Genomic DNA, 24483 nt, shown 5'->3' with positions numbered 1-24483 from the left:
GCTTGGTTAAAAAAATCTCATTGGAAAAGCGTATCAGAATTTTTTGAATAAATCCTTGCTTTTACACGATGCAATATGTTAAGCTTTAAACGCTTATCATAGCGGAAAGCGCTCCACCTCCCGCGAACGGGAAACGGTCGCTCGCGCATACAATGTTTAGGTGCATTTCACTTCCGCAAAACACGTACCGGATATGGGAGTGGGGTGGGCGACAGACTTATGGATCGATGCGACGTCTCTCGTCGACGTTCCTTCCCCATCAGAAAAACTCTGATGGAAGTTTCCTTTATGAGGTGAATGCTGATGCGTGCTGACGCTAGAGATCCTTTTTTAGCATTTTTTCAATATTTACAGGTTGAAAAAAATGTCACCCCTCACACGATGGCGGCTTACAGACGGCAATTGAGCGTTTGGAAGCGTTATGTGCAAGAGGAACTTCAAGTAGATGTATGTGCTGTCAATCATCGCCACATTCGCATGTATTTGACTTATCTGCATGACAAAGGATTGGCAAGAACGAGTATCGCCCGCGAACTTTCTGTTATTCGGTCGTTTTATCGCTTCTTAAAAAGGGAATCACTAATACGGAACAACCCCGTGGCGCTCACCCGGTTTCCGAGTCAAACCCAACGTTTGCCTCGCTTTCTCTATTCGAATGAACTAGAAATGCTTTTACATGTCTGTGAAGGGGAGGACCCCTTGAAACAGCGGGATCTCGCGCTCATAGAGTTGCTTTACGCAACGGGCATACGTGCCTCTGAATGTTGTGGTTTGATGCTCGACGATTTGGATTTGAACACAGAAACCATACATGTAACCGGAAAAGGCGGAAAAGAGCGGTACATTCCCATTGGGGCCTATGCCCTCGATGCTTTAATAAAGTATTGTGAAGATGGGAGAAATACGTTAGCCAATCACGAAAAAGATCGTCCTTCCGCTCTTTTTTTGAATTATAAAGGAGGAGCATTATCGGATCGTGGGTTACGCTACGTATTAAATAAACGAGTCCAAGAAGCCTCCCATAGTTTAAAAATATCTCCGCACAGTTTACGCCATTCATTCGCCACTCACTTATTGAATGAAGGCGCCGATCTCCGCGCTGTTCAAGAGTTGCTTGGCCATGAGCATTTATCAACGACCCAGCGCTATACGCATGTGACAACCGAACGATTACGTATGATTTATAACGGGGCGCATCCGCGTGCCTGAAAGGAGTCGTTATGGAGCCCACTTTTCACGCTACAACCATCTTTGCCGTTCGCCATAATGGCCAAGGCGCCATGGCCGGGGACGGCCAAGTAACGATGGGGCAGGCTGCGGTCATGAAACATAGTGCCAAAAAAATACGCAAAATTTATAACGGAAAGGTGCTCGCGGGATTTGCAGGCTCGGTCGCCGATGCGTTTACATTATTCGAGAAATTTGAGGGGAAATTACAGGAATACGGTGGCCAAATGCAACGGGCAGCCCGCGAGTTGGCAAAAGAATGGCGTAGCGACAAGGTGCTCAGAAAGCTGGAAGCGATGCTGATCGTGATGGACGATCGTCAGTTGCTGTTGATCGCCGGCACTGGAGAAGTCATTGAACCCGATGACGGAATATTGGCCATTGGCTCGGGTGGTTTCTACGCACTTGCAGCCGGTCGGGCACTCGCGAGGCATTCCGATCTCGAAGCTCGGGATATTGCCGAAGAAGCGCTTAAAACTGCCGGTGAAATCTGCGTGTACACCAATGACCGACTTACGATTGAAGAGATATAACCTCCCGGGTATGGGTTAGGAAAGGTGATAATTGGTGGAATATGCTAATCATACACCGCGTCAAATTGTTGATCAGCTCAATCAGTTCATCGTCGGACAAAACGAGGCAAAGCGTGCCGTAGCGATTGCCCTTCGCAACCGTTATCGACGCAGTAAAGTGCCAGAAGGTATTCGCGAGGAGATTACGCCAAAAAATATTCTCATGATCGGCCCGACAGGGGTAGGGAAAACAGAAATCGCTCGTCGCTTGGCGAAACTCGTCGGTGCTCCTTTTGTCAAAGTGGAGGCGACGAAATTTACGGAAGTAGGGTATGTTGGCCGCGACGTTGAAGCGATGGTGCGTGACCTCGTTGATCATGCCGTCCGTATTGTAAAAGCTGAAAAAATGGAAGCGGTCAAACCACAGGCGGAAAAACAGGCAAATGAACGCTTGGTGAAACTATTGGCTCCAACCAAGCGAAAAAATCAACAACAAAAAAATCCCTTTGAAATGCTTTTTCAAGCATCGTCCAATGAAGATACGGAGGAAGAAGCCGACAGCGAATCGGAACGGGAAAGCAATCGGGATCGTAGGAAGCGCATCGCCCACCAACTCGCCCTTGGCGAATTGGAGGATTACCTCGTCACGGTTGAAGTAGAAGAACAAAGCCCTTCTTTTTCCGATATGTTTCAAGGAACGGGAATGGAACAAACGGGCATGAATATGCAGGAAATGTTCGGAAAAATGATGCCGAACAAAAAGAAACAACGCCAATTGCCCGTGAAAGAAGCACGAGGCGTTCTCACGGACGATGAAGCACAAAAACTTGTAGATATGGAAGAAGTCAGCCACCAAGCAGTCAAAAAAACGGAACAACTCGGGATGATTTTTATTGATGAAATCGATAAGGTAGCCGGGTCACAACAAGGCAGCAGCGCCGATGTATCCCGGGAAGGCGTCCAACGAGACATTCTTCCTATCGTAGAAGGAGCATCGGTAACGACAAAATATGGGACGATCCAAACCGATCATATTTTATTTGTCGCAGCCGGTGCGTTCCATATGTCAAAGCCATCGGATCTAATCCCCGAGCTTCAAGGCCGCTTTCCGACACGCGTGGAATTGGAGAATTTGTCGAAAGAAGATTTTATCAGGATTCTACGAGAACCTGACAACGCTCTCCTCAAGCAATACACGGCACTTTTGAAAACGGAGGGTATAGATGTAGAATTTTCGGACGAAGCTGTTGACAAGATTGCTGAATTAGCCGAACACGTGAATCGTGAAACGGAAAATATCGGAGCCCGGCGATTGCACACGTTACTCGAACGCTTGCTTGAAGAGTTATCCTTCGAGGCTACGGACATTACGCTGGAAAAAATCACAATTACCAACCCTTATGTCGAAGATAAACTCGCGGATGTCGCGGGGAATGAAGACACAAGCCACTTTATTTTGTAATTTACCAATAGGAGGAAATTATTCACAATGGAACTACTAACGAAATCAAGACAAATCAATGATATGTTGCAAAAGACGACAGGCCAGCATGTAGATTTTAAAGACATGGCAGAAACGTTAAGCGACGTGATTGCCGCCAACGTTTTTGTCGTAAGTCGTCGAGGGAAATTGCTCGGCTACTCGATTGAACAAGAGATTGGTCATGAAAAGATCGACCGGATTCTTGAAGAACGACAGTTCCCGGAAGAATACACAGCAGGGATCTTCAATGTCAATGGAACTTCGCCGAACCTCGACATTGACAGCGAGCATACCGCGTTTCCGACGGAAAACCGGGATCTTTTTCGTACCGGACTCACAACGATCGTGCCAATCATCGGGGGCGGTCAGCGTCTGGGGACGTTAATCCTTGCCCGTTTAAACGACCGTTTTAGTGACGATGACTTGGTGTTGGCTGAATACGGGGCGACCGTTGTCGGCATGGAAATTCTCCATGAAAAAGCTTCGGAAATCGAAGATGAAGCGCGAAGCAAAGCGGTTGTCCAAATGGCGATCAGTTCCCTCTCGTATAGTGAATTGGAAGCCGTTGAACACATTTTTGAAGAGTTGGACGGCAAGGAAGGATTACTCGTAGCCAGTAAAATTGCCGACCGTGTAGGTATCACGCGCTCGGTCATCGTAAATGCCCTCCGCAAATTGGAAAGCGCGGGTGTCATCGAGTCCCGCTCGCTGGGCATGAAAGGCACGTACATTAAAGTTCTCAACAACAAGTTTCTCGTCGAATTGGAACGCCTTCGTGATGATGAATAAAACAACGAGTATGTAAGGCAGCCTCCCCCTCTGTTCGAGGGGACGGGCTGTCTTTTTTTTGCAATGTATAAAGGTATGAATGAAATGAAAAATGGCATTGACTATGGGGGCCATGTCCGGAAGGGACATGTGCAACACGTGCCACACGGATTAAAAAGGGCTTGAGCAAGCTCGATGGGGTGGAAAAGGCCGATGTCAATTTAGCGTTGGAAAAAATAAACGTGCGTTTCAATCCGATGCGCACATTGGCATGGCACTAGTGAAGAATACCTGAAGTAAACGGTCACACCTGTAAAGGACGACCTTTATACGTCCATCGAAACAGCTTCGCCAGAAATCCGATGATAATCATCGATATAGTGCGTCCATCGATAAGCCAAGTCTTCTAGGCGGAAGCTGGCTCTTGAATTGATTCGATCACGGGATAGATATGCTAAACCAAATGTCAATTTGATTGAGCCATGAGCAGTGTTTCGGTGTATAGATGAATCGGGTGCATGCTTCGGAATAGTTGTTGCGCTCGCTTCCTTTTTCATGCCGAAGCCAAGGATGCTTCGACTTCCAAGTAGGTCTTTGCCCCAATTTCATGCCAATGTCGTCCTTTCTTCGACACATTTGTTGCTTTTCGTCCCTTTTCATGTCGATGCCTTGTTTGTTTCGACTTCCGTATTAGCGCATATGGATTACATTGTCCACCCCCACCCTTGGCTCGTCGATTGTTTTGCATAGGGCGGGTGATTTGATACCCCAACTGAGGGGGCCACCTATTTTAGCCATTCTTCACTACCGGCTACGGATATAGCCCATTGCGCCCGCAGATGGGACGCTCATGCGCGGAAACCTGAACCGTGTTGCCGATGCCGTGCTTATGATCCGGAAGACGATGCGTTACATTCGCCAGAACCTGTTCTTTGCCTTCGTCTATAATACAGCGGGCGATCGGTTTGTTGGTGACGTGTTGATATAATAAAAGGACGAAAGAAACCAGACAATATAAAACGATGTGGGGTGTTATTTTTTTATACGCCAAGAAAGACTAAGATTTTGTTATTTTGGAAAAACCGACAAAAACCGAGTTTTTCTAATTCTAAAGACAGGATGATTTTTAAGATTATCCAATATATCTCTATTAAAAAGCGTAGGCCCAAACAACTTCAATGTGAATATAAATGAGTATAATAGACTATTCTACAGAAATGAAATTTCTATTTTCATAGATAAAACTTACTGATTTTCGATTTTTTTCGATTCTATTAGACATTTCACTTGTTTTTTTTATACAATGAAGAGGACGAATTAAATCCAACATAAGTAACAAGTATATAGAACTGGGTTAAACGTTTGAGTTATTTTTTGAAAGGGGGTTAGGCACCTTGACTTTGTTTTCATCGACCATTGATCAATTGCACAATGGGCTAGACGGAGCCGAACTTCGACAAAATACGATCGCGAACAACATTGCAAATGCAGATACACCGAACTATAAAGCACGGCAAGCAAACTTTGAACATACATTGGATGATGCAAAGCGACAGTTTGACTCCCAAAAGACGGACGGGCGGCATGTTAACTTTGGTTCAGGTCATCGTGAGGCCTACACATCCGTTGATCGCAGCCGAAGCTACAATCATAACGGCAACAGTGTAGATATGGACAAAGAGATGGCGGCGATGGCTAACAACCAAATCTATCAATCCGCGCTCATTGATCGAATGGACGGACAGTTTGGCAGTTTGAAAACCGCTTTGGGAGGGCAATAGCATGGCTATGTTTGATGGCATGAACGCGACGGCTTCCGCCTTAACCGCGCAACGCCTGCGCATGGATACGGCGTCGGGGAATATGGCGAATGCATCAGCGACGAGAGGACAAATGGTCGATGGGGAGTGGGAACCTTACCGACGAAAAATGGTCACGATGGGGTCCGAGGAAAACCGGCCTTCGTTTGCTTCCCAATTGCAAAACGCGGAAAGGGAACAAACAAGCGGTGTGCAAGTGACCGGCATCGTTGAGGATCAGACGCCTTTCCAAACGATGCATCAACCGGGGCATCCGGATGCGGATGAGGATGGAAATGTGCAACTCCCCAACGTTGATCCGCTGAAAGAGATGGTGGATGTCATGGGGGCGACACGATCTTATGAAGCGAATGTCACGGTGTTTGATGCCCATAAGGCCATGAAAATGAACGCCATGGAAATCGGACGAAGCTAAGAGCAAAAGGAGGAGGAACAACGCCGATGATTCAAGGACACCCACCCGGAGAGATGGCCCTATCGCCGTTATCCCCGCGGGCGTCGAAAAGCTCGACGGACCCCGGGCAGAGCGAACAGGTACGTACGGACGAAGCACAAAACAGCTTTGGGAATATGCTAAACGAAGCGTTGCAAAATGTACAAAATCATCAAGACGCATCCAAGGAGAAGACAGAGCAACTGCTGACCGGAGAAGTGGACAACCTGCATGATGTCTTTATCGCTTCCGAGAAGGCAGGTGTGGCTTTGCAGGCAACGGTAGAAGTGCGGGATAAAGTAATTGACGCTTATGATAGCGTAATGAGAATGACTTTGTAGGCGCCTGAACTTGATGGGGAAAGTGAGCGGCAATAAATGAACGAAAAGATACATATGTACAGAAATAAAATCCGGGAGTATTGGTCGAAAAGAACAAGAAACCAGCAACTGCTCATCATTGGTGGGGCACTGTTACTTCTCGTGTTCATCGTGCTGCTCATTTTTTTCAGTATACGGACGAACTATGCCCCGTTGTACAATGATTTGCCCGTTGAAGAGACCGGCCAGATAAAAGAAACGCTCGACAGTAGAGGGATCCCTTCGGAAGTAACCGATGACGGCACGGCTATTTTAGTGCCGAGGGAAAGCGTTGATCAGCTAAAAGTGGAATTGGCTGCGGAAGGGGTTCCGCAAAGCGGCTCCATCGGTTATGAAGATTTTCAGGAACAACTTGGTTTCGGCATGACGGAAAATGAATTTTCCGTCATGGAAAAAGCGACGCTGGAAACGGAACTTGGTAACTTGATGCAGTCGATGGATGGTGTTTCGCAAGCAGACGTTATGGTCACGCTTCCGGAGGAAACGGTATGGGTGAGTGATGAACCGGAAGAATCCAACGCTTCCATTGTTCTCACGCTTTCCGGTGGCTATCAACTGGATCAGGAAAATGTTCAGGCCCTGTATCATCTCGCTGCAAGAAGCATTCCCGAATTGCCTGTTGACAATATCACGATTACGGACCAGCAGGCGAATCAATACCATTATGAGGATCATGGAACCATCGATGGAACGCAACAGGCCTATGATCAGCAACGGGAGATCAGCCGTACGGTCGAAAGCGACCTGCAACAACAACTGCAACAAATGTTGGGCACGATGATGGGGCAGAACAAAGTGATGGTTTCGGTGACCACAGATATCGATTTCACCCAGGAAACGAGAGAAGAGGAACTGGTGGAACCGGTTGATGAAGAGCAAATGGAAGGAATCGAGATCAGTGCAGAGTCGATCATCGAAACGTATGAAGGGGAAGAAGTTCCCGAAGAAGGTGTTGCCGGAACAGGGGAAGATGACATTGCCAACTATCCAGGTGTTGCCGCCGGAGAGGACGGCGATTACGAAAGAGTCGAAGAACGTGTGAACAGCGATGTCAATCGCATTCATCGCCAAATCCAGGAAAGTCCTTACAAGTTAAGGGATTTAGGCATACAAGTCGTTGTTGAACCACCGGACCCGGAGGACATGCTGTCGCTGCCGACAGAAACGGTCGATAACATTGAAGAAATTTTGGAAACGGTCGTTACAACGAGCATCGACGACACCTATTTGGAAGACATGGAAGATGGAGACATCACGGATAAAATTTTTGTTTCCGCCCAGCCATTTATGGGCAATATGGAAACCGAGGAAGAACCGGAATCTGCCGGAATACCGGCATGGGTATACCTATTGGCGCTTGGCATCCTGGCGGCAATTGTAGCCATTGTCTTTTTAAGCAGACGTAATCGTTATGTTATTAACGATGAAGAAGTGGAGGAAGCGCGTGTTCCGCTTGAAGACATTCCGAAAGAAGACCATTCGCTCGAAGGGGAGCAGCGGCAGCGCTTAGAAAGGTTAGCGAAAGAAAAACCGGAGGAATTTTCCAAACTTCTCCGCACATGGCTGTCGGATGATTAGGGGGGAGTAGCAATGGCGAGAGGGAAAAAAGAAATGACCGGCAAGCAAAAAGCCGCAGTTCTTCTCATCTCCATGGGACCCGATGTTTCGGCTAGCGTATACAAGCAGTTGCAGCCGGAAGAAATTGAACAGTTGACACTAGAGATCGCCAACGTTCGAAAAGTAGATAGCGAGACGAAAGATAAAATCATTGGTGAATTTCACCAGCTCGCGGTTGCCCAAGATTATATGACGCAAGGCGGGATCGGCTACGCGCGGGACGTGTTGGAAAAAGCCGTCGGAGAAGAAGAAGCCATGTCCATTATCACGAAGCTTACGTCAACGCTTCAAGTTCGTCCGTTTCATTTTGCCCGCAAAGCTGAACCAATGCAGATTTTGAATTTCATCCAAAATGAACATCCCCAAACGATCGCCCTCGTTCTTTCTTATCTGGATGCAGAGCAATCAGGACAAATTCTCTCGGAATTACCCTCCGAAGTACAAGCGGATGTTGCGAAAAGAATCGCATTGATGGACAGCACTTCTCCGGAAGTCATCAACGAAGTGGAAGGCATCCTTGAACGGCAACTTTCTTCGTCTGTCTCTCAAGACTACAAAGAAGCGGGCGGGATTGAATCGGTCGTGGATGTGTTGAATAGCGTCGACCGGGGGACGGAGCGGACGATTATTGATGCGCTGGAAATTCAAGACCCGGAACTTGCGGATGAGATCAAAAAGCGGATGTTCGTCTTCGAAGATATCGTCACCCTTGATAACCGCTCGATCCAACGCATCATTCGCGAAGCGGGACAAGAAGACTTACAGCTTTCTTTAAAAATGGTCAGTGACGAAGTGAAAACGATCATTTTCAGCAACATGTCCACGCGGATGGCCGAAACGTTTCAAGAAGAATTGGAGTACATGGGCCCCGTTCGCTTAAAAGACGTGGAAGAAGCGCAAATGCGAATCGTCGGAACCGTACGGAGGTTGGAAGAAGCTGGCGAGATCGTCATTGCCCGTGGCGGGGGAGACGATATTGTTGTCTAACATTATTAAAGCAAAAACATCAACCATAAAGGCGAACAATCCCCACGCTGTACTGTTGCAGCCGATACGTGAAAAAAGCGGCATAAATCCCGAAGTGGACGAAGAGGCGCCGGAATCTTCGCCCGACAAAAAGGAACAAATGCTAACCGACGCCCATGAAGAAGCGGAAGCCATCATCGCGAAGGCACAATCGGAAAAGGAACAGATGGAAAAAGAGATGGAAGAAGCCCGTGCCTCCCTGGATGAAACCATTGAAGCAGCATACAAGGATGCAAAAAGCAAAGGGGAAGAAAAGGGGTTTCAAGCAGGAAAGGAAAAAGGCTATGAGACGTATCAAGCCATTATTGCCGAAGCCGAAGACGTTGTCACCGCCGCTCACGAGGATTACCGCCAATACATGGATGGTGCTGAGCCTACGATTATCGACCTGGCCGTGAGGCTAGCCGAAAAAATCCTTGGTGAAAAGCTGGAAATGGAAAACCACTGGTCTCAATTCGTAAGACAAGCCCTCCGGGAAGTAAAAGATCAACAGGAGGTCGATATTTTTGTCCATCCGGATCGTTACCGGGAAACCGTTCAACAACGGGAGGAGTGGCAAGCTCTTCTCAGTCATACAGAACGCGTTCGGTTTTTCCCGGATGAAGATTTGGAAAAAAATGGATGCATCATCGAAACGCCATACGGGCGTTTGGTAGCTTCATTAGACGATCAGCTAGAAGTATTGCAAACCGAACTTCACGAATTGCTTGACAGGGAGAGGGAGCCGTCAACAACCCGAGACTAAAGTCGCGTGCTTGCAAAAGCCCTTATTGACTAGCCTAAGCCTTCATTGGCTACGTTGTTTGTGTCACGACACCCCGGACTGCCTGCTCTAGCTCCTGGCCCTGTCGTGTGTGATTTGAGATTGTTAGATGGTACGCCTGTCCATAAGAGTGCTAATGACAAAAAATGAAGAGCCGTTGAAAGAGCAAGCACATTATTAACGCGCAGATCCAAAAAGAGAAGGGAAGTGCAGACTGTCTCCTCTCATGACTAAAGTCACGAGTCTCTGACAGCCTAATTCGATGAAAGCCGCGGATATGAAAGAGCAGATTGATGACGTTCGTACGTTGAAATGGATGGGGAAAGTGACGCGTGTGGTCGGTCTTACCATCGAGGCGCAAGGGCCGCAAGCGGCTGTAGGAACGCTATGTTTGATTTTCACGGATTGCAACCGTGAACCGATACGTGCGGAAGTCGTCGGTTTTAAGGACACATACATTTTATTGATGCCTTATTCCCAAACCGCAAATATTCAGCCCGGCTCTCTAGTGAAGAGCACGGGAAAACCTTTGGAAATCGGTGTGGGAACAAGATTAATAGGAAAGGTCATTGATGGTTTGGGGAGGACGCTTGATGGCGGCGAGCTCCCCAAGGGCTTAAATAAAACCGCTGTTGACAGGGAACCGCCGAATCCGCTGAGACGCCCCAGAATTGTCAAGCCGCTTTCCCTGGGCGTACGAGCGGTTGATGGCATGTTAACGGTTGGCGAAGGCCAAAGAGTCGGTATCTTTGCCGGCAGTGGTGTCGGAAAAAGCACCTTGATGGCGATGCTTGCAAAATTCTCGGAAGCTACCATCAATGTGATCGCGCTTATCGGTGAACGGGGCCGGGAAGTCAAAGATTTTGTTGAAGAAGATCTCGGTGAGGAAGGGTTGAAGAACACAATTGTTGTCGTCGCCACTTCCGATCAACCGGCTCTCGTTCGTATCAAAGGGGCGATGACGGCGACGGCGATCGCGGAATATTTTCGCGACCAAGGAAAAACCGTTAATTTAATGATGGATTCCGTCACTCGCTTCGCGATGGCCCAACGTGAAATCGGTCTTGCCACCGGGGAGCCACCGACGACAAAAGGGTACACCCCTTCCGTCTTTTCCCTTTTGCCGCAACTGCTGGAACGATCAGGAGCGAATGAACAGGGGTCGATCACCGCTTTCTATACAGTGCTTGTCGATGGCGATGATATGGATGAACCGATTGCCGATGCTGTACGGGGGATTTTAGACGGTCACTTCATTCTTGATCGAAAATTGGCAAACAAGGGGCATTATCCGGCTTTAAATGTTTTAAAAAGCATCAGCCGTTTGATGACGGATATTGTTTCAAAGGAACATAGGGAAGCCGCTACAACGATTCGGCAACACTTGGCTACCTATGAAGAGAGCGAGGATTTGATTCAAGTAGGCGCTTATAAGCAAGGGACGTCAAAAGAAGTGGATCAAGCCATCCAATTGCAACCTGCGATTCAGGAATTTTTGCAACAGGGAGTCGAGAACGCCTACCCTTTATCGAAGACGGTTGAAGCGTTACAGCTGCTGGCAAGGAAAGGGAATGATGTGTAATGTCTTTTACGTTTACTCTTGAAAAGGTGTTGGAAGTGAAAGAACGGGAAGCTGCCGAGCGCCAAAAAGAGTACGAAGAAGCCGCCGGAAAATTCGAAACTGTTGGCTACGAATTATATCAATGGTTGAAAGCGCGTGAAACCCTTGATGATAGCCATACGCAAGATTGCAAGGCAGGCACGACGGTCGCTGCGCTGCAGAGCAAACAATTAGCAAGAAAAACCATTGAAACGGCCATCGAGCATAGCCAAGCGAAAACAAATGCGGCGCGCAAGGCGATGGTTAAACGGAAAAAAGAATGGCAAACGGCAACGATCGAGGCAAAAAAATACGAAAAGATGAAAGGACACAAGTGGGAAGCACATGTCCGGAAAAAAAAGAAACAAGATCAAAAGCTCATGGATGAACTCGCTTCTCGACAAGTGATGCAAAGCAGGTGACGGAATGGCCAATCAAAAAGAGGAAAAGGGAAACGGCTTCAAACGTTTGTTACTGTTCCTTGTCCTTCCCGGGGCCATCCTCGTTGTTATTGGGGGAATTTTCTTATCGGTGTTGGGGTTGAGCCCGATGGAACAATTACGTACAACGGTCGCTCAATGGCCGCTTGTATCCACTTGGATAAGCGAAGACGAAGACGATGGGGCAGAACATGAATCGTTCCTTACCGAAAAAGATGAAGAGATTGTCCACCTTGAGCAGCAGCTTCAGCAAGCGCAAGATACCATTGATGAATTGGACGAAGAGATCGAGCAAATGGAAGAGGATGAAACCTTTGAAGCAAGTGCAGAGGAGCTTGATGAAGCTGAAGCCCCGGAAGAGCTAACGAGGATTGCCCGCGTCTATGAAAATATGAGGCCGGGCCAGGCTGCTGAAATTATGGAAGAACTTACAAATGATGAGGTTTTGCAACACATGGCGGAGATGAATGATGATAGTCGGTCGACGATTCTGGCAAATATGGATCCGGAACGAGCCGCGGAAATTACGTCTTTACTTACCGATTAGATTTTTAGGAAGGGGGTGAAAAGGTGATTCCAGCAGGATTACAGGCGTTTCCTCTCAAGGAAGGAGTTTCGACGTTCGTTCCGACCCGGGCCTCCATGAAGGGGATGGGCGAAAACCATGATCAAACGTTCGGGCAACGGCTTGCTCATTTTCAAGAAAAGTACGAAGCATTTCCGCAAAAGGAAGGATTACAGAGTAGTCAAGATACGTTTGAAAAAGATTTGTCAGACGGGCAAGCCCTCCTAGATGCGTTGAGGGAACGGATTCCATCCTCTTCGGAGTCCGAACCTTTCTTAGGGAACATGGATTGGGAAATGGCGATGATGATGACAGAAGAAGCGTTGAGTGAAGACGAAGGAGTTGCCCTCTCCTCCGATGTTGAAAAAATAGCAACGTCTTTCATGGATGCAGAGATTTCCATTGAGGAAATGCTTGAAACAGTTTTCCCAAACAGTGAAGAGGTAGCGATAGCCACGGAGATCGATGAGGCATTTGCATTCACTGAAGAAATGAGGGAGGCCGGCATCCCGCCATTAATGGCTTTTATCGCTTTTGTCGCTCAAAAGGGCGAACATGCGAAGCCGATACGTGAGAAGCTATCCCATTATGTCAAACAGTTGAACCCGGCGATGGGAAGGGATGCGGGATCGCCAAAACATCGGGAGGTTTCCAACCATACGAAGGAAGTCGGAAAAACAACGGAATTTGCCCCCCGCCATGATCGGTCCGCATCTTCCCATGCTGCTGTAAAGATGGATACGATTTTACCGAACCTCAACCACGGGGCTCCGCCTCCTTCTGCATTCGTTTTCAATGAGACGATGGCGATGCAAGCCTTGAATCAGGGGGAACAGTTGCATGTTCATCTAGGCGATCAAAAAACCGAACATGCTCGGGCGGTTGCTTTCATGAACCAATTTCAACAAGCACTCAGTAAAGGACACTTGCGTTCGGATGGAGAAGGGCGACAGCAACTGTCGATTAAACTATACCCTGAAAGCCTGGGGCGGTTAGATGTGCAAATTACAAGGGATAACGGAGTGTTACAAGCAAGGCTCGTGACGACAACAGCGATGGCCCGTGAATTGGTGGAAACCCAGCTACCCAATCTTCGAAATGCATTCCATCACCAACAGTTGCCGGTGGAGCGAATCGTTGTCGAGGAAGCCCATTCCCAAGTTGCCGACGATCAAAGAGAAGGAAAGCCCTCGACGGATGACGGCACTTCCGCTTTTGAAGAAGAAAGCGATGAAGAAAGGGCTGAAGGATACCTTCCATCTTTTGAAGAATGGTTAGAAGCGACATTAAATCAGGAAGGATAGGCAGGTGAAAAAGGAATGAACATGAACGTGCAGGCCACGGCTGCTTCGGGCGAAAGAAGCATGAACGAAGGACAGATTGCTGAACCGGAAGGCGCCATGCTGGGAAAGGATGATTTTTTAAAAATTTTAATTGCCCAATTGCAAAACCAGGATCCCCTTGATCCGATGGATGACCGAGAATTTATTGCCCAGATGGCGCAGTTTTCCACTTTGGAACAAATGACGAATATGAACGAAGCGATTCAACGTTTCGTGGATCGGCAAGAAGGCAATGCTCTCGTTCAACAAAGCGAGTTAATCGGAACGACGATCAAATGGGCAAGCCTCGTTGATGAAGATCACGGAGACATCCAGTACGCGGAAAACGAAGTCCTTTCCGTACGCAGGAGTGAACACGGGAATATCGAACTGCTCCTCGATCAAGGGCGCTGGATTGACAGCAGGCAAGTAGCCCAAGTTGGATTGGACCATGAAAATGAGGAAGCAGAGGACTAGGGTGTTTGAAGGCCGTCGAATATAAATGAGCGATACACTAGAATGGCTTAAAAGAAATGAAAAATAGTTCAACATAAACGGTTTATCTTATTAACAGGAGGGTTTATTCTATGTTGCAATCCATGTATTCCGGGATTTCCGGTTTGCAAAACCATCAAACGAAATTGGACGTTATCGGGGATAATATTGCTAATGTGAATACGCATGGGTTTAAAAAAGGACGTTTTACTTTTCAGGACATGATGAGCCAACAAATGCAAGGAGCAACAGCACCCGACGGAGATCAAGGGGGGACAAACCCGACACAAGTTGGGCTGGGCACTCAAACCGGCTCCATCGATACGCTTCATACCCAGGGGGCGATGCAACCGACGAGCCGCGAACTTGACCTCGCGATTGAAGGGGACGGTTTTTTTCGCGTTTTAAATCCGGATGGCGGAGAAACTTACACACGTGCGGGTAATTTTTCACGTGATAGTGAAGGGGACCTCGTGACCGCAGATGGTCATTACGTGTTAAGTGACGGTGGCGAGATGATTAATATCGCTGAAGAAGCCTCCAATTTCAGCATCGGCAGCGATGGTACGGTGACGCAAGTGATTGACGGAGAACCAGAAGAAGCGGGAACAATTGGTCTCGCCACATTCGCGAATCCGGAAGGGTTGGAAAGCTTGGGCGGTAATTTATACGGGGAAACGAGCAACTCGGGAGCAGCTAACGAATTGGCACCGGGAGATGATGGTGCCGGTGTGATAGCCCCGGGCATGCTGGAAATGTCAAACGTTGATCTTTCCGAAGAGTTCGTAGAAATGATTTCTGGGCAACGTGGCTTACAAGCAAATACACGCATTATTACGACGTCCGATGAAGTCTTGCAAGAGATCATGAATTTGAAATAAGTTAAACCTTCTATCAGACGGGGGTCTCCTCTCTGCTGGAAGATGCGTCGGCTAACACAGCTGCTTTTTAGGGGAAACGCCGGCAACGGCATCTCCTGTGCGGACGGCTCGTCCGCCGAACCTACATATTCATCCGGCTAAAGGCGCAACAGGGAAGGTACCGCCGCATAAACGACTTGTTTGATTGTCTGAAGAAGCGAATATTCATTGTTTTTTTAAGCGATAAAAATTTTGGCCATGCGGCAGAGAGGGGAACGTCATGATGAAAAAGGTAATCATTACCTTGAGCATTGTTATCGTGGTGTTGCTCGTCAGCATTACGACGACGTTTTTTCTTGCTATTCAACCGGATGGTGAGTCAGCGGCGGAAGATCCAGAGCCCGGGATCGATGAGGTGATCGACCGTTCTTGGGACACAGACGAGTTAACCACGAATCTGGCCGGTGATCATTACGTACGTGCCTCTTTCCGGATTCAGGCAGATGCAAACGATACGAGAGAAGAATTGCAGAAACGGGACTTTCAAATAAAAAATGCCATCATTCATCGGTTGGCGGAGATGGACGCGGATGAACTGGGCAGTTCGGATGGATTACAAACGTTGGAAGCCGATTTACAAGAAGATATCAATGACTTGCTTGACACCGGAGAAGTGGAAAGAGTGTATACGACGAGTCGGATTATACGATGACGGTCGCCCTTAGCTCCCATGCACGCGAAAAAGTGTATTGGAAGGAAGAAGAAACATTGAAGAACCGGAGTTGGTAGTTATGGCAGACGTACTCTCGCAAGGCGAAATCGATGACTTGTTGTCAGCGTTGTCCACGGGGGAAAAGGATGCGGAGGAATTGCGCAAGGAGATCGATGAAAAAAAAATAACGACGTATGATTTTAAACGGGCCCTTCGGTTTTCTAAAGATCAAATCCGAACGCTGACGCGCATGCATGAAAATTTTGCCCGTCTGTTTACGACAACGCTATCTGCCAGGTTACGGACCTTTGTGCAAATGTCCGTTGCCTCTGTCGAGCAGTTGCCCTATGAAGAATTCATAAGTTCAATTCCGAAAATGACCTTGCTTCACGCGTTTGAAGCGCCCCCGCTGGAAGGGCGGTTGTTAATCGAGATGAATCCCCAGATTGGCTACGCCATGCTTGACCGCATTTTAGGAGGAGCGGGATCCGATTATAACAAGATCGAAAATTTGACTGAAATCGAGGCACGCATTCTTTCGCAAATGTCGGATCATTTAATGGATAGTTTTCAACAGGCGTGGCAGTCCGTCATTGAAATTGAACCGAAGATGATTGATTTGGAAGTAAACCCCCAATTTATGCAAATGGTTTCGCCTAATGAAACAGTCGTAGTCGTCTCTCTTTCGGCAACGGTTGGGGAGTCAGCCGGAATGATTAACGTATGTTTGCCGTATGTGGTGCTCGAAGAAATTTTGCCGAAATTGACGGGTCATTATTGGATGCAAACGACGAAAAAAACGCGTGATGAACAGGAAGAACAAAAAATAGAGACATCGGTTCGCCAGGCGCAATTGACATTGCAAACAGTGCTGGGCCACTCAACGATTAGTGTCGAAGAACTGCTTTATTTGAATAAAGGGGATGTCATTGAACTAGCTCAAGGCGTAAACGATCCACTCATCGCCTATGTAGGCAGCGAGCCGAAATTTTATGTGCAGGCCGGGAAAAAGAACCAACGGCTTGCCGTGCAAGTGACCGAGGACTTCAAGGAGGTCGATGAGTAAATGAACGACCATGGAGATGAGAAGCTGTCCCAAGAGGAAATCAATCGTTTGCTCGAAGGTTTTGAAGACGACGGGACAGGAGAAACGAAAAGCAACGACATGCAGGAAGACGGCTATCCCCCGTCTCCAACGAAAGCAGCCTTAGATGTAAATCAGTATTTAACCGATGTTGAACAGGATACCCTCGGTGAAATCGGAAATATTTCTTTCGGGAGTGCTGCCACCGCGTTGTCCGAGTTGATTAACCAAAAGGTATCGATCACGACGCCCATCGTACAGGCCATTGAATTTGATCTTTTGCATGAGGAGTTTCCGGTCCCGCATGTGGCTGTTCACGTGAAATACACGCAAGGATTTAAAGGAACGAATCTTCTCGTCATCAAGGAAAATGACGCAAAAATCATTGCTGATCTAATGTTGGGCGGAGACGGCATAAACCCGGCAGCTGAGCTTAACGACATGCACATCAGCGCCATTCAGGAAGCCATGAATCAAATGATGGGGAGCTCTTCGACATCGATGTCAACGATCTTTGGCTTGCGTGTAAATATTACCCCTCCCAGCATCGATGTGCTCGATACGTTTGAAGGCTCCGGCACAGAGGAGCTGTCCGACGAATCGACATTGATCAAAATTTCCTTTCGGTTGCGTGTGGGGAATATGATCGATTCTACCATTATGCAGTTAGTCACCGTGCCTTTTGCAAGGGAGATGACGACTCAATTGCTTCATTCAGAGAATGAAAATCAAGAGGAGAAAGGTAGCACCGAAGAACCCCCTTCACTTGCAATAAATGAAACAATAAATGAAAGAAGTGTAAATGTAGAAGGGGGGCGGACGGCATCCAACGTGCAAGATGACACTTCCCAACGAAGCGTACAACCGGCCGCTTTTCATGATTTCGATGATGGGGGATTACAGGCCGCCGAGGCTCAAAATCTTAACATGTTGATGGACATCCCCTTGGATGTGACCGTCGAATTGGGGAGAACGAGCCGCTCGATCAAGGATATTCTTCAATTTACACAAGGGTCGATCATTGAGTTGGACAAACTTGCCGGAGAACCGGTAGATATTCTCGTCAATCAGCGTTTGGTGGCGAAAGGCGAAGTCGTTGTCATTGATGAAAATTTTGGGGTACGTGTAACCGACATCGCCAGCCGTGAACAACGATTGCAACACTTAAGAAATGACTAAAGGAGAGAAAGAAATGGCAAGCAGCGTGCTTATCGTAGATGATGCTTCGTTTATGCGGATGATGATCAAGGACATATTGGAAAAGAATCAATACGTGATTGCCGGAGAAGCGGAAAACGGACAAGAAGCAGTGGAAAAATACAAGGAATTGAATCCTACGTTCGTAACGATGGATATTACGATGCCGGAAATGGACGGAATCCAGTCATTAAAGGAAATATTGGCATTTGATGCTCAGGCAAAAGTGATTATGTGTTCCGCGATGGGACAACAAGCGATGGTCATCGATGCGATTCAAGCCGGAGCCAAAGATTTTGTCGTGAAGCCTTTTCAAGCTGATCGAGTGCTTGATGCGGTTCAAAAAACCCTCAGTTAGACAGGAGAGGTTCTATGAAAATACGTCGAGCCTGGTTGGCAACATGGGTACTCGCGCTTTTCATGCTCGGCTTCCCTCACGAGGTGTTTGCGGACAACTCCGTAAGGGATGCGTTGGAAAATAATGAAGACGTGAGCGAGGTTGAGGTTAACGAGGAGATGGAAGGAGCCAGAGAAAGTAGCGATCAAAGCGTGTGGGGTGTTTTGTTTCAGCTCGGATTAGCACTCGGCGCCGTCATTCTCGTGATGTTTCTTTTATTAAAATTGTTGGCCAATCGGACGAATCGCTTTCAATCGACAAGCACGATGCAAAATTTGGGAGGCATCGGTCTTGGGCAGCAAAAATCGGTGCAACTCATTCGCGTAGGGGACCGACTCCTCGTTGTCGGTGTCGGACAAACGATTCAACTGCTTCGGGAAATCGAGGATGAAGCGGAAGCAAAAGCGCTCATTGCTTTGGCAGAGGATCAGCAAACGACGGATTTTACAAGCAAAGCGCGGGCACTTCTGAAAGGGGATAAAATGGAGGAGAAGGACGGACGCTCCGTTTATTCGCAGGTGGATTCGCACATGCGTGATGTTAAGCAACAAAAAGAAAGCGGATTGAACCGGGTAGAGGATAGAAAATGATCATCTCAGCCATCATACCGGGCGTCCCCATCGGTGAGGTTTTTGGCGACGGGCCCGAAGCATTGTCCACGGCGTTGCGTCTGGTCATCCTTATTACCGTACTTTCTCTTGCGCCGGGGATCCTCATTTTGATGACCTGTTTCACGAGAATTGTCGTCGTGCTTGCCTTCGTACGGATGGGGCTCGCTACGCAACAAATGCCGCCGAATCAGGTGCTGATCGGTTTGGCTTTATTTCTGACCTTTTTTATTATGTCCCCGGTCGTATCTGAGATGAATGAAGAAGCGCTTACGCCATTTCTCGAGGGCGAGATGGATCAAGAAGAAGCCTTTGAAGCGGCCGCTTCTCCCATGAAAGAATTTATGGCAGATCATACCCGGGAAAAAGACTTGGCGCTATTTTTGAATTACGCCGAAGCAGAGGCTCCGGAGACGATTGATGATATTCCTCTTTCGGCCTTGGTCCCTGCTTTTGCGATCAGCGAGTTGCAAACGGCTTTTCAAATCGGTTTTCTCATCTTTGTGCCATTTCTTGTGATCGACATGATCGTTGCCAGCGTTTTAATGTCCATGGGGATGATGATGCTGCCGCCTGTGATGATCTCTCTTCCATTTAAGGTGTTGTTATTCGTTTTGGTGGATGGTTGGCATCTCGTCGTTGAATCGCTTTTAATTAGCTTTTAGCAAGGGGGAGATGGCATGAATCATGAGACGGTTTTAAGCATGGCAGAACGGAGTGTAACGGTTATTTTCCTCGTTGCGGGGCCGTTGTTGATTGTCGCGCTCGCCCTGGGATTGGCCGTCGCCATTTTTCAGGCGACGACACAGATTCAGGAGCAAACGCTGGCGTTCATTCCGAAAATTATCGGCGTCCTCGCTTCCATTGTGATTTTTGGCGCGTGGATGCTCGGTCAACTCGTGAGTTTCACGACGGAAATCTATACAAATTTGCATAACTTTATAGGATAAGGCGATGGAATGGATCAATCAATTCCCGGCTTTTCTCTTAATCTTTGTGCGCATCCTCGCCTTTTTGGCGACACTACCGATATTTTCGTATCGCAATGTGCCGAATATGTATAAAATCGCTTTTGCGCTCTTTTTTGCTTACATTATTTTTTTTACGCTGGATGTCCCGACGATGGAAGTTGAGGCGACCTTCTTTTTGTTGATTATTAAGGAAGTTTTGATCGGCCTGTTACTAGGGTTGATTGCCTCTATCTTGTTTTATGCCATTCAGGTGGCCGGCGCCTTTATCGATATTAAAATGGGTTTTCTCATCGCGAATGTGATGGACCCGCAAACCGGAGCGCAAACGCCGTTAACCGGCGGATTTCTTTATGCCTTTGCCGTGCTATTTCTTCTCGTCACCGATGGTCATCATTTGTTATTGGATGGAATTTTTTATAGCTATGCCTATGTGCCTGTCGATGAAATGACTGTTCATTTTGGCGGGGCGTCGGTGATGGAAACGGCTGCCGGGGCCGTATCAACGATGTTTGTCATTGCTTTCCAAATGTCTTTTCCGATTGTAGGAGCCCTTTTTCTTGTCGATGTGGCGCTTGGGCTGATGTCACGGGCAGTTCCGCAGATGAACGTGTTTGTCGTCGGCTTGCCGCTGAAAATTTTTCTCGGCCTTCCGATTATGTTGCTCATGTTGCCGTCGTTCTTTTGGCTGGTTTCCAATCTTGTAGATGAAATAGTGGTCACGATGCGGACGCTTTTGCAATTGTTTGGGGGAGCGTGAATAGCCATGCGTATGGATCTGCAATACTTTGCAGAAGCAGGCGGGCAGGAAAAAACAGAAAAAGCGACGCCGAAAAAGCGTGAGGATACTCGTAAAAAAGGGCAGGTAGCGAAAAGTAACGATGTGAACACCGCCGTCATTTTACTGAGCGTTTTTATTCTGCTTTTTGCATATGCCGCGGTCCCCGGACAATTCCTGCACGACATATTCACGGAAATGTATATCAACTACATGGGAATGGACTTTTCCATTGAAAATGTGATGGCATTATTTCTCGATTTGATTTTCGAAGTCGCGATTGTATTGCTGCCGATATTTTTGGCCGTCCTTATGGCAGGGGTGGTCGCGAGCATGTTGCAAGTGGGTGTCTTGTTTGCCCCGGAAGCGATTAAACCGAAATTGTCGAAAATAAACCCGCTTAAAGGGGTCAAACGTATCTTTTCTGCACGAGCGATCGTGGAACTGGTGAAAGCGTTTCTGAAAATCTTCCTTGTCGGCTTGCTTTCCTTTGGGATTATATGGATATACGCGGACGAACTTTTGCAATTGGCCCTCATGGATGTCGTCGAAGGATTCCAATTGGTCGCTTGGTTGACGGGGGTGATCGGTATCGCTTGCGCGTTGTTGTTGCTTCTTTTATCTGTTCCCGATTATGTCTATCAACGCTATGATCATGAAAAACAGATTCGCATGTCCAAACAAGAAGTGAAAGATGAACATAAAAAGATGGAAGGCGATCCGCAAATAAAAGCTAAACGACAGCAACGTGCCAAAGAGATGGCGACGCAACGCATGATGCAGGAAGTTCCGAAAGCCGATGTTGTCATCACAAACCCGACCCATTTCGCGGTTGCCCTTCAATATGACGGGGAGGTGATGGCGGCGCCGACGGTGATTGCCAAAGGAGCGGATTATACAGCATTGCGCATGCGGCAAGTGGCGGATTTAAACGAGGTACCCATCGTCGAAAATAAACCGCTCGCTCGCAGCCTCCATGATGGTACAGACATTGGACAAGAGGTACCGGAAGATTTATTTCGCGCGGTTGCCGAGGTTCTCGCGTATGTGTATAGAATTGGAAGTGAGAAGTGAGAGGTGGGAGCGCCTGAAACCGAAAATGTGGCATCAACAGTCACGGTGGCAGGCTCATGGCACTCGGGGCCCGCCCGCTCAACGCTCCGCCGGTCATCAAAGATGGGCTCCTGAAGCCTAAATACGGATGGATTTGCGTCAAACAGTCGTTATGAAATGGAACGGTAGCCGAAGTGGACGTCTACACGTGCCTCGGACGCCAAAAATCGTGGTAACACGCAACACCTCAGCAACTTGCCCATGATCATTGAAGGAGATGGAACGATGCGAGCACGTGATTTAGTCATTTTAATAGGCGTTATTTTAATCGTGGCGATGCTTATTTTTCCATTGCCGTCCCCGATGATTGATGTGCTGATCATCGTCAATATTTCGATATCATTGGTCATCATTCTTGTTGCCATGAACATGAGAGAGCCGTTGGATTTTTCCATTTTCCCCACTGTGCTTTTGCTGGTGACATTGTTTCGCGTCGGATTAAGTGTATCGACGACCCGTGCGATTTTAAGCCGCGCGGAGGCCGGGAGCGTCATTGATACGTTCGGATCCTTTGTTGTCGGCTCGAACGTGCTCGTCGGTTTTGTTATTTTTCTTATTCTCGTCGTCATTCAGTTCATCGTCATCGTCAAAGGCGCAGAACGTGTGTCCGAAGTCGGCGCTCGTTTTACCCTTGATGCGATGCCCGGGAAGCAAATGAGCATTGATGCGGACCTTAATGCCGGATTAATTACGGAGCAGCAAGCAAAGGCAAGACGGGAAAAAATTGAAGAGGAAGCGGATTTTTACGGTTCGATGGACGGTGCGAGCAAATTCGTCAAAGGGGACGCGATCGCGGGCATCGTTATCGTTCTCGTGAACATTATCTTCGGTTTTATCATTGGGATGCTTCAACATGGGATGAGTTTCACAGAAGCTGCCGCTACATACACATTGCTCACGGTCGGCGATGGGCTCGTGACACAAATTCCGGCCCTTTTGATCGCGACGGCCACGGGCATTGTTGTCACCCGAGCGGCTTCAGAGGGTTCTCTCGGCTACGACATCAGCGAGCAGGTGCTTGCGTATCCGAAGTTGCTTTATATCGCGGGGGGTGCCATTCTGCTCCTTGGGCTATTCACGCCGATTAACAATATTGTTACGCTGCCGATCGCTGTGTTGCTCGGAATAGGGGGTTGGCTGCTTTCCCGTCGCAAACCCGACAACATAGAAAAAGAACCGGAAGCAACCGAAGAGGAAGAGCGTCCCGAGAACCTTGCCTCTCCGGAGCAGGTGACGGAGCTGTTGACGATTGATCCGATCGAATTCGAGTTTGGCTACGGACTCATTCCGATTGCAGATGCGAATCAAGGAGGGGACTTGCTTGACCGGGTCGTCATGATTCGACGTCAACTGGCGCTCGATTACGGGATTGTCGTCCCCGTTATTCGTATTCGCGATAACATTCAGTTGCAACCGAATGAATACGTGATTAAAATTCGCGGCAATGAAATCGCGCGCGGAGAGTTGCTTCTCGATCATTATATGGCCATGAGCCCCGGTGTCGATGACGAAACGGTTACCGGCATCGAAACGGTAGAACCGGCATTTGGCCTGCCGGCGTTATGGGTGAATGAAGATCAAAAAGATGATGCCGAAATCGCGGGCTATACCGTGGTGGACCCTCCATCGGTCGTTTCCACTCATTTAACGGAAACGATTAAACGCCATTCCCATGAATTATTGGGACGAGAAGAAACGAAACAACTCGTCGACAATTTGAAAGAGTCTCACCCGACGCTCGTGGAGGAAGTCACCCCGACCCCCTTGAACCTCGGGGACATTCAAAAAGTGTTGGCAGCCTTGTTGAAAGAAAATATTTCGATTCGGAATCTCCCTTTAATTTTTGAAGCGTTGGCGGACTATGGGCCGATGGTCAAAGATCCGAAGATCATCGCGGAGTATGCACGACAGCTGCTATCCAGACAAATTACAAAAGCTATCGTCCCGACCAATGGGCCTTTATACGTGGTCACTTTGGCGGGGACTGCCGAGAAAAAAATTGCAGATGCCCTGCAACAAACGGAACATGGAACCTTTTTGTCAATGCTCCCCGAAGATTCGGGGAAAATCATTGAAACGATCGGTCGGGAAGCAGAGAAATTGTCCGAACTGGGGCAAGCACCGGTCATTCTCTGTTCACCTGCAGTACGGATGCATGTGCGCCATTTGATTGAACGCCAATTTCCGAATGTTCCGGTCTTGTCCTATAACGAGTTGGAACCGGAAGTGGAGATTCAAAGTGTGGGCGTGGTTAATGTAGCCTAACGAACGATGGCTGGGGTTTCCAACAAGTATGCGAACGAGGAAGTGACAAG

27 protein-coding genes and 1 pseudogene are annotated in these 24483 nt (G+C 47.9%); all 28 read left to right on the top strand.

Translation table 11 applies throughout. From position 1 onward, the window contains the following. Positions 1 to 303 precede the first annotated feature (303 nt). On the top strand, positions 304 to 1209 hold the full coding sequence (gene xerC, locus DT065_RS03315) for a tyrosine recombinase XerC (RefSeq protein WP_114370868.1): 906 nt from the start codon (positions 304 to 306) through the stop codon (positions 1207 to 1209). 11 nt (positions 1210 to 1220) lie between these two features. Continuing rightward, a complete protein-coding gene (gene hslV / locus DT065_RS03310; RefSeq protein ID WP_114370866.1) occupies positions 1221 to 1760 on the top strand; it encodes an ATP-dependent protease subunit HslV in 540 nt (179 codons plus the stop codon). A 34-nt stretch (positions 1761 to 1794) separates the two neighbouring features. Then, on the top strand, positions 1795 to 3201 hold the full coding sequence (hslU, locus tag DT065_RS03305; RefSeq protein WP_114376042.1) for an ATP-dependent protease ATPase subunit HslU: 1407 nt from the start codon (positions 1795 to 1797) through the stop codon (positions 3199 to 3201). Positions 3202 to 3228: 27 nt separating this feature from the next. Beyond that, positions 3229 to 4011, top strand: a complete 783-nt coding sequence (codY, locus tag DT065_RS03300; RefSeq protein WP_114370864.1) for a GTP-sensing pleiotropic transcriptional regulator CodY — start codon at positions 3229 to 3231, stop codon at positions 4009 to 4011. A 125-nt stretch (positions 4012 to 4136) separates the two neighbouring features. Then, positions 4137 to 4253 (top strand): annotated as a pseudogene (locus DT065_RS19560) (heavy-metal-associated domain-containing protein); the annotation flags it as partial. A gap of 587 nt (positions 4254 to 4840) precedes the next feature. After that, a complete protein-coding gene (locus DT065_RS18720) occupies positions 4841 to 4978 on the top strand; it encodes a hypothetical protein (RefSeq protein ID WP_160112376.1) in 138 nt (45 codons plus the stop codon). Positions 4979 to 5384: 406 nt separating this feature from the next. Beyond that, a complete protein-coding gene (flgB, locus tag DT065_RS03285) occupies positions 5385 to 5771 on the top strand; it encodes a flagellar basal body rod protein FlgB (protein ID WP_114370858.1) in 387 nt (128 codons plus the stop codon). 1 nt (position 5772) lies between these two features. Next, positions 5773 to 6225 carry a flagellar basal body rod protein FlgC gene (flgC, locus tag DT065_RS03280; protein ID WP_193550798.1) on the top strand — a complete coding sequence of 151 codons (453 nt, stop codon included), beginning with the start codon at positions 5773 to 5775 and terminating at the stop codon, positions 6223 to 6225. Between the two features lie 26 nt (positions 6226 to 6251). Continuing rightward, positions 6252 to 6584 carry a flagellar hook-basal body complex protein FliE gene (fliE, locus tag DT065_RS03275; protein ID WP_227002712.1) on the top strand — a complete coding sequence of 111 codons (333 nt, stop codon included), beginning with the start codon at positions 6252 to 6254 and terminating at the stop codon, positions 6582 to 6584. Between the two features lie 36 nt (positions 6585 to 6620). Continuing rightward, positions 6621 to 8201, top strand: a complete 1581-nt coding sequence (gene fliF / locus DT065_RS03270; protein ID WP_114370856.1) for a flagellar basal-body MS-ring/collar protein FliF — start codon at positions 6621 to 6623, stop codon at positions 8199 to 8201. 12 nt (positions 8202 to 8213) lie between these two features. Further along, a complete protein-coding gene (fliG, locus tag DT065_RS03265) occupies positions 8214 to 9227 on the top strand; it encodes a flagellar motor switch protein FliG (RefSeq protein ID WP_114370855.1) in 1014 nt (337 codons plus the stop codon). Next, entirely contained in the window at positions 9220 to 10011 is a 792-nt protein-coding gene (gene fliH / locus DT065_RS03260) for a flagellar assembly protein FliH (protein ID WP_160112375.1), read from the top strand. Before fliG ends, fliH begins: the two co-directional genes overlap by 8 nt. Positions 10012 to 10291: 280 nt before the next feature. Next, complete coding sequence (fliI, locus tag DT065_RS03255) at positions 10292 to 11611, top strand: flagellar protein export ATPase FliI (RefSeq protein ID WP_114370851.1); 1320 nt, start codon at positions 10292 to 10294, stop codon at positions 11609 to 11611. After that, a complete protein-coding gene (gene fliJ, locus DT065_RS03250) occupies positions 11611 to 12051 on the top strand; it encodes a flagellar export protein FliJ (RefSeq protein ID WP_114370849.1) in 441 nt (146 codons plus the stop codon). Before fliI ends, fliJ begins: the two co-directional genes overlap by 1 nt. A gap of 4 nt (positions 12052 to 12055) precedes the next feature. Next, the gene (locus DT065_RS03245) at positions 12056 to 12616 is read left to right on the top strand and encodes a MotE family protein (RefSeq protein WP_114370847.1); all 561 of its coding nucleotides are present in this window, start codon (positions 12056 to 12058) and stop codon (positions 12614 to 12616) included. A 23-nt stretch (positions 12617 to 12639) separates the two neighbouring features. Then, complete coding sequence (locus DT065_RS03240; protein ID WP_114370845.1) at positions 12640 to 13938, top strand: flagellar hook-length control protein FliK; 1299 nt, start codon at positions 12640 to 12642, stop codon at positions 13936 to 13938. Positions 13939 to 13953: 15 nt separating this feature from the next. Then, on the top strand, positions 13954 to 14433 hold the full coding sequence (gene flgD / locus DT065_RS03235) for a flagellar hook assembly protein FlgD (RefSeq protein WP_227002711.1): 480 nt from the start codon (positions 13954 to 13956) through the stop codon (positions 14431 to 14433). 110 nt (positions 14434 to 14543) lie between these two features. Next, complete coding sequence (flgG, locus tag DT065_RS03230) at positions 14544 to 15332, top strand: flagellar basal body rod protein FlgG (protein ID WP_114370843.1); 789 nt, start codon at positions 14544 to 14546, stop codon at positions 15330 to 15332. 259 nt (positions 15333 to 15591) lie between these two features. Beyond that, the gene (gene fliL / locus DT065_RS03225) at positions 15592 to 16023 is read left to right on the top strand and encodes a flagellar basal body-associated protein FliL (protein WP_114370841.1); all 432 of its coding nucleotides are present in this window, start codon (positions 15592 to 15594) and stop codon (positions 16021 to 16023) included. 79 nt (positions 16024 to 16102) lie between these two features. Next, the gene (gene fliM / locus DT065_RS03220) at positions 16103 to 17089 is read left to right on the top strand and encodes a flagellar motor switch protein FliM (protein WP_114370839.1); all 987 of its coding nucleotides are present in this window, start codon (positions 16103 to 16105) and stop codon (positions 17087 to 17089) included. After that, positions 17090 to 18286 (top strand): flagellar motor switch phosphatase FliY, encoded by a 1197-nt coding sequence (gene fliY, locus DT065_RS03215; RefSeq protein ID WP_114370837.1) that lies wholly within the window; start codon positions 17090 to 17092, stop codon positions 18284 to 18286. 13 nt (positions 18287 to 18299) lie between these two features. Next, positions 18300 to 18662: a response regulator gene (locus DT065_RS03210; RefSeq protein ID WP_114370835.1), complete on the top strand. Its 363-nt coding sequence runs from the start codon at positions 18300 to 18302 to the stop codon at positions 18660 to 18662. A gap of 14 nt (positions 18663 to 18676) precedes the next feature. Then, on the top strand, positions 18677 to 19291 hold the full coding sequence (locus DT065_RS03205) for a flagellar biosynthetic protein FliO (protein WP_114370833.1): 615 nt from the start codon (positions 18677 to 18679) through the stop codon (positions 19289 to 19291). Further along, complete coding sequence (fliP, locus tag DT065_RS03200) at positions 19288 to 19974, top strand: flagellar type III secretion system pore protein FliP (RefSeq protein WP_114370831.1); 687 nt, start codon at positions 19288 to 19290, stop codon at positions 19972 to 19974. The genes DT065_RS03205 and fliP overlap by 4 nt, the downstream gene beginning before the upstream one ends. Before the next feature lie 15 nt (positions 19975 to 19989). Beyond that, positions 19990 to 20259, top strand: a complete 270-nt coding sequence (fliQ, locus tag DT065_RS03195; RefSeq protein ID WP_114370829.1) for a flagellar biosynthesis protein FliQ — start codon at positions 19990 to 19992, stop codon at positions 20257 to 20259. A 4-nt stretch (positions 20260 to 20263) separates the two neighbouring features. After that, the gene (fliR, locus tag DT065_RS03190) at positions 20264 to 21037 is read left to right on the top strand and encodes a flagellar biosynthetic protein FliR (RefSeq protein WP_114370827.1); all 774 of its coding nucleotides are present in this window, start codon (positions 20264 to 20266) and stop codon (positions 21035 to 21037) included. A 6-nt stretch (positions 21038 to 21043) separates the two neighbouring features. Then, entirely contained in the window at positions 21044 to 22129 is a 1086-nt protein-coding gene (gene flhB, locus DT065_RS03185; protein WP_227002710.1) for a flagellar biosynthesis protein FlhB, read from the top strand. A gap of 264 nt (positions 22130 to 22393) precedes the next feature. Beyond that, positions 22394 to 24433 (top strand): flagellar biosynthesis protein FlhA, encoded by a 2040-nt coding sequence (gene flhA, locus DT065_RS03180; protein ID WP_114370823.1) that lies wholly within the window; start codon positions 22394 to 22396, stop codon positions 24431 to 24433. The last annotated feature ends 50 nt before the right edge of the window (positions 24434 to 24483 follow it).

This window comes from Salicibibacter kimchii (genome assembly GCF_003336365.1).
GTDB lineage: Bacteria > Bacillota > Bacilli > Bacillales > Marinococcaceae > Salicibibacter > Salicibibacter kimchii.
Note: the sequence above shows the minus strand (reverse complement) of the source record. Positions and strands in the feature narration are given on the sequence as shown.

Bases quoted from the DNA above. Each gene is read 5' to 3' on its own strand.
- xerC (WP_114370868.1), top strand. From the start codon at position 304: ATGCGTGCTGACGCTAGAGATCCTTTTTTAGCATTTTTTCAATATTTA.
- hslV (WP_114370866.1), top strand. From the start codon at position 1,221: ATGGAGCCCACTTTTCACGCTACAACCATCTTTGCCGTTCGCCATAAT.
- codY (WP_114370864.1), top strand. From the start codon at position 3,229: ATGGAACTACTAACGAAATCAAGACAAATCAATGATATGTTGCAAAAG.
- DT065_RS18720 (WP_160112376.1), top strand. From the start codon at position 4,841: ATGCGCGGAAACCTGAACCGTGTTGCCGATGCCGTGCTTATGATCCGG.
- flgC (WP_193550798.1), top strand. From the start codon at position 5,773: ATGGCTATGTTTGATGGCATGAACGCGACGGCTTCCGCCTTAACCGCG.
- fliE (WP_227002712.1), top strand. From the start codon at position 6,252: ATGATTCAAGGACACCCACCCGGAGAGATGGCCCTATCGCCGTTATCC.
- fliF (WP_114370856.1), top strand. From the start codon at position 6,621: ATGAACGAAAAGATACATATGTACAGAAATAAAATCCGGGAGTATTGG.
- fliG (WP_114370855.1), top strand. From the start codon at position 8,214: ATGGCGAGAGGGAAAAAAGAAATGACCGGCAAGCAAAAAGCCGCAGTT.
- fliI (WP_114370851.1), top strand. From the start codon at position 10,292: ATGAAAGCCGCGGATATGAAAGAGCAGATTGATGACGTTCGTACGTTG.
- fliJ (WP_114370849.1), top strand. From the start codon at position 11,611: ATGTCTTTTACGTTTACTCTTGAAAAGGTGTTGGAAGTGAAAGAACGG.
- DT065_RS03245 (WP_114370847.1), top strand. From the start codon at position 12,056: ATGGCCAATCAAAAAGAGGAAAAGGGAAACGGCTTCAAACGTTTGTTA.
- flgD (WP_227002711.1), top strand. From the start codon at position 13,954: ATGAACATGAACGTGCAGGCCACGGCTGCTTCGGGCGAAAGAAGCATG.
- flgG (WP_114370843.1), top strand. From the start codon at position 14,544: ATGTTGCAATCCATGTATTCCGGGATTTCCGGTTTGCAAAACCATCAA.
- fliL (WP_114370841.1), top strand. From the start codon at position 15,592: ATGATGAAAAAGGTAATCATTACCTTGAGCATTGTTATCGTGGTGTTG.
- fliM (WP_114370839.1), top strand. From the start codon at position 16,103: ATGGCAGACGTACTCTCGCAAGGCGAAATCGATGACTTGTTGTCAGCG.
- fliY (WP_114370837.1), top strand. From the start codon at position 17,090: ATGAACGACCATGGAGATGAGAAGCTGTCCCAAGAGGAAATCAATCGT.
- DT065_RS03210 (WP_114370835.1), top strand. From the start codon at position 18,300: ATGGCAAGCAGCGTGCTTATCGTAGATGATGCTTCGTTTATGCGGATG.
- DT065_RS03205 (WP_114370833.1), top strand. From the start codon at position 18,677: ATGAAAATACGTCGAGCCTGGTTGGCAACATGGGTACTCGCGCTTTTC.
- fliP (WP_114370831.1), top strand. From the start codon at position 19,288: ATGATCATCTCAGCCATCATACCGGGCGTCCCCATCGGTGAGGTTTTT.
- fliQ (WP_114370829.1), top strand. From the start codon at position 19,990: ATGAATCATGAGACGGTTTTAAGCATGGCAGAACGGAGTGTAACGGTT.
- fliR (WP_114370827.1), top strand. From the start codon at position 20,264: ATGGAATGGATCAATCAATTCCCGGCTTTTCTCTTAATCTTTGTGCGC.
- flhB (WP_227002710.1), top strand. From the start codon at position 21,044: ATGCGTATGGATCTGCAATACTTTGCAGAAGCAGGCGGGCAGGAAAAA.
- flhA (WP_114370823.1), top strand. From the start codon at position 22,394: ATGCGAGCACGTGATTTAGTCATTTTAATAGGCGTTATTTTAATCGTG.